Consider the following 8,471-nt stretch of genomic DNA (forward strand, 5'->3'; position numbering starts at 1 on the left):
CGTTTTGCCCAGGTTATATCTTGGGTTCATCGGCCACCGGCGTGCTTGCGGGCGGCGGCTCGTTCAGCATGGCCCAGAACGCGCCGACCCGCTTGACCGCATCCACGAAATTCGTGAACTTCATCGGCTTGACGACGTAGGCGTTCACGCCCAGCCGGTAGGCGGCCTCCACATCGCGCCTCTCACGCGAGGACGTCATCACCACCACCGGAATCGTGCGCAGGGCCGGCTCGCCCTTGATCTGGCTCAGCACTTCGAGCCCATCGACCTTCGGCATCTTCAGGTCGAGCAGCACGAGCGCCGGGTTGCCCGGGGCCCGGCCGGAAAATTCACCCCGGCGAAACAGGTAGTCCAGCGCTTGGGCGCCGTCGGGCAGGTGCAGGACATCCTGGTCCAGGTTGTGCTCCGCCAGCGCGTGAAGCGCCAGCCCCGCATCGCTCGGGCTATCTTCGACCAGCAGGATGCGGTTGAGTGAATTCATGGAGGACTCCGGCTTGTTCATGATGGATGGGCTGGCTGCGCCGGCCTGAGCGTGAAATAGAGGTTTTATCGTTTTGATGATCAAAACTTCAGTTTCAGTTGTATTCGATGTTGATCACGCCAGCGCCAGGCTGCGACACGGCATACGTCAAGCCCGAACCACCACTGACGCTCAGGGAACCATCGGCATTGAGCGACACATAAACGGTGGCGTTGTCCGCGATGGAGGGCGCAGCGCCTGCGCCGGTCAAAACGGCGCCGGGGGACGGCTCCGGTCCAACGCGCAGCAAGGGGCCACTGAGGGACAGGCTACCAGTAAAACGCTCAATGGTGAAGGTGGTGCCAGAAAAGGTGTCAGAAATGGTGCTTAAAAAGGGACTTGAAAAGGTGACTGACACCGACTGAAGCACCGTTGCACTCGCCGTGCCCGTTGCGGTGCCCGCATCGCTGTCACCGGTCAGGGCGAGGCTGCCGATCAAGAGGGCGCAGGCACCGGCCTGCCGAAGGATTTTTGGCGGGAACTCATTTTTTATCACGCGCTTCCTCCCGGGGAAGATCTGGCACGCTCCCGGCCGGATTTCGACTCAGCAGAAAATCCACGCCGTTGATAAATTTACCATCGGGCAGGATGCTGATGTCACGCTCGCCCGGATCGATCAGGTCGAACTGCTTGAGTTGCTCCGGCGATATCCGCAAATAATAGCGGCCTTGCACGACGGCGGGAACAATGTAGTAGCCGTCCGAACTGCTTTTGATGGTGGACAGCACCTTGCGATCAAGGTCAAGCAGTTCAATTGCCATATCGCCAAGGCCGCGTTTGGCAGTTTTTTCGACCTGGTAAACCGTTCCGTCGATTTCGCTGGTCAGGACGACGGGAAAGTCCAATTCGGCGACATGACCAGGACACGGAACCATGCGCACGCCCTTGCGCTGCGGCACCCAGTAAGGGTCCTCCAGCGTCTGGGTGTCGACCGCAATGTCCACGTGTTGCCTGATCGGCAAACGGTCCAGCAAGGCAATGCCTGCGGCATCCGTTCGCACCAGCGCCCTGCTGCCGTTGACCGTCAGCGCGACGTTCTCGATCGGTTCTTCGCCTGCGTCCATGACGCCGTTGGCGTTGTCGTCCAGGAAAACACGCACCGAGGTGGCGCCGCTGTCGGCTTTGGGCCGCGCATCAAAACGCCACTGTCCCTGTCGTGGCTCTCTGCTCGTAGCGATAAAAAGTTGCAGGCCCACGGCAAACTCCCCGCGGCTTGAATAACTTGCACTCAGGCCCAGCCCGTAGCTGCCCAGGCTTTTGTTCAGACCCGTCGTCAACAGCGTCTCCTTGCTGCCGACCATCCCGATGGCATACCTTTGCCGTATGGCCATCAGATGTCACACTCGGGCGCCAGCGTGCATCCGGAGCCGAACTTCTGAATGTCCGCGGTCAGCGACTCGACCAAGCCGCCCCGGGGTGAACTTCCGGTTTTTCTGCTTTGCTGCGCTTGATTTCAGTCGCGCCCCTCTTCACTGGGCTTTTTAAGCCCAGTCTTTGATGCCTGTTTGCCACGGTCGCCAAGGGCGCGCATCCCATCGACGGGGTTTGCGGGTTCTGCCCTACCAATAATCTTCCGGATCGCTATCGCATAGCCCACCTTGTGGATCGCACGCCCTTTACCCAACGAAGAATGCCTTGAAGGGCTGGTACCGGGAATATGAGCAATGGCTCGATTTGCCGGTGGGCTATGCGGGCCGGGAACCCAAGTACCCGCAAGCGCAGAAGGAGGCAGCTGTTGAGCACTATCTCAACGTCAACAGCATCATGAGCGTTTCCTGATACAGATCAACCTTTAACCGGAAGTTGGTTTTGCACGATTTAATTCGCGAGAAACACTACCTGTAGTGGCTATCATCCACTTTCACACTACCTATAGTGTTTTAAGAGGATGCTAGATGAGCATACAAACCGCACCCGTATTTACCCATATCATCAAGCGCGACGGCGGGATCAAGCCGTTTGATGCCGGCAAGATCGCCCAGGCGCTGGAGCGCGCTGCCCAGGTCACCGGCGAGTTCGATGGCGCCGAAGCCCGTCGCCTGACGCAGTATCTGGTGACTCCAAAAATCAGGATACTTGGACCGGCGACGCCGCACATCGAGCAGATCCAGGACGCGGTCGAGGCTGCACTGTTCGACGCTGGCTACCCCAAGACTTTGCGTGCCTACATCGTCTACCGCGAGCAACACAAGAAGCTGCGCAGCGACCGCAAGACGATGGTGGACGTCGAGTCCAGCATGAACGAGTACCTGCAGCAGCTCGACTGGCGCGTCAATGCCAATGCGAACCAGGGCTATTCGCTGGGCGGCCTGATCCTCAACGTGTCAGGCAAGGTGATCGCCAACTACTGGCTCAACCACGTCTACCCGCCCGAAGTCGGCGCGGCACACCGCAGCGCTGCCATCCACATCCATGACCTTGATATGCTGGCCGGCTACTGCGCGGGCTGGTCACTGCGGACCCTGCTCAACGAGGGGTTGAACGGTGTGCCTGGCAAGGTGGAAAGCGGCCCGCCCAAGCACATGTCGAGTGCGGTGGGGCAGATCGTCAACTTCCTGGGCACGCTGCAAAACGAGTGGGCTGGCGCACAAGCGTTCAGCTCGTTCGATACTTACATGGCACCGTACGTCCGGCAGGACAAGCTGGACTACGCCCATGTTCGCCAGTGCATGCAGGAGCTGATTTACAACCTCAACGTGCCCTCGCGCTGGGGTACACAGACGCCATTTACCAACCTGACATTCGACTGGATTTGCCCGGAAGACCTGCGCGAGCAGACGCCCGTTATTGCTGGCCAGGAAGTGAGCTTCACTTACGGCGAGTGCCAGGCCGAGATGGACATGATCAACCGTGCTTACATTGAAGTGATGGTGTCCGGCGATGCCAAGGGCCGCGTGTTCACCTTCCCAATCCCCACCTACAACATGACTGAGGATTTCGACTGGTATAGCCCGAATGCCGAGCTGCTGTTCGAGATGACCGCCAAGTACGGCCTGCCCTACTTCCAGAACTTTATCAATTCGGAACTCAAACCGAACATGATTCGCTCCATGTGCTGTCGCCTGCAGCTTGATCTGCGCGAACTGCTCAAGCGCGGCAACGGTCTGTTCGGTTCGGCCGAGCAGACCGGCTCGCTCGGCGTGGTCACCGTCAACTGCGCGCGCCTGGGCTATTTACACCAAGGGGACGAGGCCGGCATGCTAAAGGCGCTTGACGGCCTGCTGGAGCTGGGACGTGACAGCCTGGAGATCAAGCGCAAGGTGATCCAGCGTCACATGGACAACGGCCTGTTCCCCTACACCAAGCGTTATCTGGGCACACTGCGCAATCACTTCTCCACACTGGGGGTGAACGGCATCAACGAGATGATCCGCAACTTCACTCTGGACCGCGAAGACATCAGCTCCGAATGGGGACACGCCTTTGCCATTCGCCTGCTCGACCATGTACGCGCACGCATGCTGGAGTTTCAGGATCAGACCGGCCAAATGTACAACCTGGAAGCGACCCCGGCAGAAGGCACCACCTATCGTTTTGCCAAGGAAGACGCCAGGCAGTTCCCTGGCATCCTGCAAGCCGGTACCAAGGACATGCCTTACTACACCAACTCCAGCCAGTTGCCGGTAGGCTACACCGACGACCCGTTCGAGGCGTTGGAGATGCAGGATGACTTGCAGCGCAAGTACACCGGCGGCACCGTGCTGCATCTGTACATGACCGAGCCGCTGTCCAGTGCAGAAGCCTGCCGTCAGCTGATCAAGCGCTCGCTGTCGCGTTTTCGCCTGCCCTACATCACTGTTACGCCCACTTTTTCTATCTGCCCCAAGCACGGCTATCTGGGCGGGCGCCACGATTTTTGCCCGAAGTGCGATACCGAAATCATCGCGCGCAAGCAATTGGAACCTGTTTAACCACCCAAAGAAGGAATGACATGATTGCTCTACAAAAAAAACCAACCCCGGTCTCCCAAGCCGTCCCTCCCATCGTGCTGCGTGATGACGAGCGGCAGCGCTGCGAGGTGTGGACCCGCGTCATGGGTTACCACCGCCCTGTGGCGTCTTTCAATACCGGCAAGAAGGGCGAATTCCATGAGCGCACTTACTTTAGTGAAAACAACTGCAAGTCCCCTGCTGCCGGCTGAACGGGCGGCAAACCGCTACAGCGGAGTCAACACCTCGGCACCCAGCACCAAACCGCTCAAGGTGGGAGGCATCACGCCTTTCAGCGCGACGGACTACCCTGGGCAACTCGCAGCAGTGGTGTTTGTGCAGGGTTGCCCCTGGCGCTGTGGCTATTGCCATAACCCGCATTTGCAAAGCCGCACCAGGGACAGTCCGCTGGCGTGGGCGCAAGTGCTGGCACTGCTCCAACGGCGCGTGGGGCTGATCGACTCGGTGGTGTTCAGTGGAGGTGAACCCACCATGGACCGGGCATTGAAAGATGCCATGCACGATGTTCGATCTCTGGGCTTTGGCGTGGGGCTGCACACGGCGGGCATGTACCCCCGACGCCTGCAAGAGGTGCTGCCACTGGTGGACTGGATAGGTATGGACATCAAGGCGACGCAGCAGGGCTACGACACTATCACCCGTACGGCTGACAGTGCCAAGGCGGTATGGGCCAGTGCCGGGATAGTGGTGGCCAGCGGCGTGACGCACGAGTTTCGTACCACGGTGCATCCGGCCCTGCACACCCCCTCAGAGATTCTGGCGTTGGCGCAAACCTTGAGCGCGATGGGTGTGCGCAACTACGCCCTGCAAGTTTTTCGCGGCACCGGTTGCAAGAATGACGACCTGAATGTCATATCGACAGAGAAGTTCCCCAGCGCCGATTTGATTGCGAATGTGTCAGCCCTGTTTGAAAGCTTTGTCTTGAGGTGCGAATGAGTAGCCACTGAACGGCAATGGGCTGGTGTCTGGAGCGGAGAGGGCCAGACGGGATTCACAACTCCCTGATCTGGATTTTTTCCACAAAAAAATTCAACATATCACCATCAGCTTGAGGATGTCGAGGAGACACTGCAAATGCGCCTTAAGTCATATCTACTTCATGGCGTGTGCAAACCTTCGCAGCTTGAACCACCATCTGCCAGCGCTGTCAAGACAGCCTTGTATTGGCATCTCAAACACCCATCGAACACTGGCAGCGCCACCCCCTTTTTCAGGCGACGGTAGGTTTTGATTTGTGCGGCGATCCCGCACGCTGCCGTTGGCGCGTGGACTTGAGCATCTGCAATGGACTGATAGTCACTGCGGGTTGCAGACTATCCAGCCAAGTCTGCCGGCCCAAGACACGCACTACGGACACCAGAGTTGAAACCGTCGCGCCTTGGCCGAGCTCAAGGCGCCTCAGCGCGGTGACCGCCACCCCTGCCTGTTTGGCCAGCGTTGCCTGACTAACGTTATTGCGCACCCTGGCAGCGCGAAGCTGTTCGCCAAGTTCCGCCTCTAACTCTTCGCTGGTTCGATGGTCGTACATTTCAGCCCATTATCAGGCGAAAAATAAGAAATTCCCAATTAATCACCTTAATTCAGGTGATTAATTGCAACGGTTAGGCTACCGCGCATTTGTATGCAGCTGCCTCAACTTCTTAATCTTGGGTCGTTTGGCCTTACCTGCTTGGTACAAGTTGTACTGCAATTGCATGCCGCCCCATAGCTCCGCACTGGTGCCAAAGGCATCGCCCAGCCGGTAGGCCATATCAGCCGAAATGCCCGAAGAGCAGGTGAGAACGCGAGACAAAGTTACTCGGTGTACGCCGAGATTTGCGGCAGCTTTCGTCACGGATGTGCTGCCTAAATACTCCCGGAGGACTTTGCCTGGGTGCGGTGGATTGTGCATTCGAGTCATATTGAACCTCAGTGATGCCCAGGGTAATCAACAAGCAGCGCATCCGCCCTTCAAGGGCAAAAACACGTACCCGGTACAGTTATGCTTCCAAATGCGGCACGGTTATGCTTCGAGGGACAAGCTTGCCCGCTGCCGGTCTGACCTGTTTTTTGCATCTCCGGCTTCACGTCTTGCAAGGAAATCGGTGCACCCCGCTCAAGCTGGTTTGACGCTCACATGGTGCGCATCGAACGGCGTGCCCCGCACGAACACCGCCCACAGAATTCGGGCGTTCTTGTTGGCCAGCGCCACCACCGCTTTTTGCCAGCCTGACCTCTCGCGCAACTGATACGCCCACATGGAGATCGGATCATCGCGCCTGTGCGCGGTCATCACCGCCGACTTGGCGCCCTGGATCAAGAGTGATGGCCCCCAGATGGTTCTTGCCGCCACTGGAGTTCTGCCGGGGCACCAAGCCCAGCCAGGCGCCAAACTGCGCGCCGTTCCTGAACTGCTTGAAGTCGCCCACGCTCGCCACCACCGCAGAAGCAGTAACCGGCCCCACCCCCAGCAACTGCCCGGCTTGGCGCGCCTGCGCGCTGTCTTTGAGGTGGGCCGCGATACGTTCGTCGCACCAGGCCAGATGGCCATCGAGCTCTTGCCATTGCATCAAGGCGCGTTGCAGCGCCAGCCGGGCCTGGGCGCCCAGCTTGTTGCTGGCATCTTCCATCACGTCCGGCAGCGCCAGGCGCAGCGCGGCCGGCTGTTGCGGGAACACCAAGCCAAACTCGGCCAGCAGGCCACGGATGCGGTTGATGCAGGCGGTGCGTTCCTCCTTGAAGCCTTCGCGCAGGCGGTGGATGCACAGCATGCTTTGCTGCTCAACGCTTTTGACGGGAACGAAGTGCATCTGCGGGCGGCTGGCCGCTTCGCAGATAGCAGCGGCATCGTTGGCGTCGTTCTTGCCGCTTTTGCCTTGCAGCCGGTAGGGTGCCACCAGATGGGCGGCGATGATGCGTGCGTCGAGCCCCAGGGCAATCAGCCGGCGGGCCCAGTGGTGGGCGCTGGAGCTGGCCTCCATGGCGACCAGGCAACCAGGCGGCAACTGGGCGCACCAGGCCATGAACTTGCCCGGCACCAGCGCTCGACTCGTGATCCGTTGGCCCGCCGCATCCACGGCGTGAACTTGAATGACTTGCTTTGCCAAATCGGCACCCACTCGTGTAATCTTGTTCATGGGACATCTCCTTTCAAAGGTTGCAGATTGACTTCCACAAAAACCAATCTTGGCACTCGATGCCGTTACCTGAAAGTGGGAAGTCCCTTCGTATTCCAATCGGAATGCCGAGCTGCTCGAACATGCGGTGCTCGCCAAAGCGCGCTAGGCACTTTCATGAACTGGAAAATCTTGACCGCCTTGCCACGGCCGTGGGCCCGCAGCGCCAGTCCGAAGGCGGCGGTGCTTTTTCCTTTGCCGTCGCCGGTGTTGACGATCACAAGGCCCTGGCGCTCACCCTCGGGTTTTTCGTAGGGTTTGTTTTGGGGCGGGGTTTCAATTTGCATGGTATTCAGGACTCAGTTGTACGGTCTCGCCAATGATGAGCAAGCCTGGCTGGGGACCGTAGGCTGGAGCGCGTGCCACCAGCTTACACAGTCCGGTGGCGATGATGGTTTGGGAAGCACGGGTGCCGTCGCGCACGATGGCGGCGGGGGTATCCGGCGGCAGGCCGTGTGATATCAGCTGTTGGGCAATTTGCGCCAAGCGCTGAACGCCCATGTAGAACACACGGGTTTGGCCCGGGCGCGCCAATGCACGCCAGTCGTGCGTGGCCTCGTCATCAGCCAGATGGCCTGGCAGAAAAACACAGCTACCGGCTAAACCGCGATGGGTTAACGGAATACCAGCCGCCGCCGAGCAACCGCTGGCGGCGGTGACACCCGGAACGACTTCAAAGCTAATTCCTTCGACCTGTAAGGCCTGCACCTCTTCGCCCCCGCGTCCAAACACATAGGGGTCACCGCCCTTGAGGCGAACCACGCGTCGCCCCAGGCGCGCATGCTGGACCAGCAGCGCATGGATGCCTTCTTGCGGCACCGAGTGATTGCCCAGCGCCTTGCCCAC

Annotated in this window: 10 protein-coding genes and 2 pseudogenes; 4 read left to right on the top strand and 8 right to left on the bottom strand. The window is 59.4% G+C overall.

The window, feature by feature from the left end:
• Nucleotides 1-13: 13 nt before the first annotated feature.
• The 3 genes from B7X65_RS23310 to B7X65_RS23320 all read right to left on the bottom strand — a co-directional run bounded on the left by B7X65_RS23310 (nucleotide 14) and on the right by B7X65_RS23320 (nucleotide 1,821).
• A complete protein-coding gene (locus tag B7X65_RS23310) occupies nucleotides 14-481 on the bottom strand; it encodes a response regulator (RefSeq protein ID WP_293596617.1) in 468 nt (155 codons plus the stop codon).
• Between the two features lie 94 nt (nucleotides 482-575).
• Complete coding sequence (locus B7X65_RS23315) at nucleotides 576-959, bottom strand: hypothetical protein (RefSeq protein ID WP_293596618.1); 384 nt, start codon at nucleotides 957-959, stop codon at nucleotides 576-578.
• 43 nt (nucleotides 960-1,002) lie between these two features.
• Complete coding sequence (locus B7X65_RS23320; RefSeq protein ID WP_293596619.1) at nucleotides 1,003-1,821, bottom strand: hypothetical protein; 819 nt, start codon at nucleotides 1,819-1,821, stop codon at nucleotides 1,003-1,005.
• A gap of 334 nt (nucleotides 1,822-2,155) precedes the next feature.
• Here B7X65_RS23320 and B7X65_RS23325 point away from each other — a divergent pair, with 334 nt between their 5' ends.
• The 4 genes from B7X65_RS23325 to B7X65_RS23340 all read left to right on the top strand — a co-directional run bounded on the left by B7X65_RS23325 (nucleotide 2,156) and on the right by B7X65_RS23340 (nucleotide 5,406).
• Nucleotides 2,156-2,299: a hypothetical protein gene (locus tag B7X65_RS23325; protein WP_293596620.1), complete on the top strand. Its 144-nt coding sequence runs from the start codon at nucleotides 2,156-2,158 to the stop codon at nucleotides 2,297-2,299.
• 116 nt (nucleotides 2,300-2,415) lie between these two features.
• A complete protein-coding gene (locus B7X65_RS23330) occupies nucleotides 2,416-4,431 on the top strand; it encodes a ribonucleoside triphosphate reductase (RefSeq protein WP_293596621.1) in 2,016 nt (671 codons plus the stop codon).
• Between the two features lie 20 nt (nucleotides 4,432-4,451).
• Nucleotides 4,452-4,661, top strand: a complete 210-nt coding sequence (nrdD, locus tag B7X65_RS23335; protein WP_293596622.1) for an anaerobic ribonucleoside-triphosphate reductase — start codon at nucleotides 4,452-4,454, stop codon at nucleotides 4,659-4,661.
• Nucleotides 4,662-4,722: 61 nt separating this feature from the next.
• The gene (locus B7X65_RS23340; RefSeq protein WP_293596626.1) at nucleotides 4,723-5,406 is read left to right on the top strand and encodes an anaerobic ribonucleoside-triphosphate reductase activating protein; all 684 of its coding nucleotides are present in this window, start codon (nucleotides 4,723-4,725) and stop codon (nucleotides 5,404-5,406) included.
• A 274-nt stretch (nucleotides 5,407-5,680) separates the two neighbouring features.
• Here B7X65_RS23340 and B7X65_RS23345 read toward each other — a convergent pair whose 3' ends face one another.
• The 5 genes and pseudogenes from B7X65_RS23345 to cobA form a co-directional block, all read right to left on the bottom strand.
• Entirely contained in the window at nucleotides 5,681-5,998 is a 318-nt protein-coding gene (locus B7X65_RS23345) for a helix-turn-helix transcriptional regulator (protein WP_293596623.1), read from the bottom strand.
• 78 nt (nucleotides 5,999-6,076) lie between these two features.
• Complete coding sequence (locus tag B7X65_RS23350) at nucleotides 6,077-6,370, bottom strand: HigA family addiction module antitoxin (protein ID WP_293596624.1); 294 nt, start codon at nucleotides 6,368-6,370, stop codon at nucleotides 6,077-6,079.
• Nucleotides 6,371-6,565: 195 nt separating this feature from the next.
• Nucleotides 6,566-7,586 (bottom strand): annotated as a pseudogene (locus tag B7X65_RS23355) (IS110 family transposase).
• Between the two features lie 97 nt (nucleotides 7,587-7,683).
• Nucleotides 7,684-7,912: pseudogene (locus B7X65_RS23360) on the bottom strand (cob(I)yrinic acid a,c-diamide adenosyltransferase); the annotation flags it as partial.
• Nucleotides 7,902-8,471, bottom strand: a 570-nt coding sequence (gene cobA, locus B7X65_RS23365; protein ID WP_293596625.1) for a uroporphyrinogen-III C-methyltransferase, incomplete at its 5' end; no start/stop codon positions are given. The pseudogene B7X65_RS23360 and the gene cobA, both read right to left, overlap by 11 nt.

The organism is Polaromonas sp. 39-63-25 (genome assembly GCF_002278925.1).
GTDB lineage: Bacteria > Pseudomonadota > Gammaproteobacteria > Burkholderiales > Burkholderiaceae_C > Polaromonas.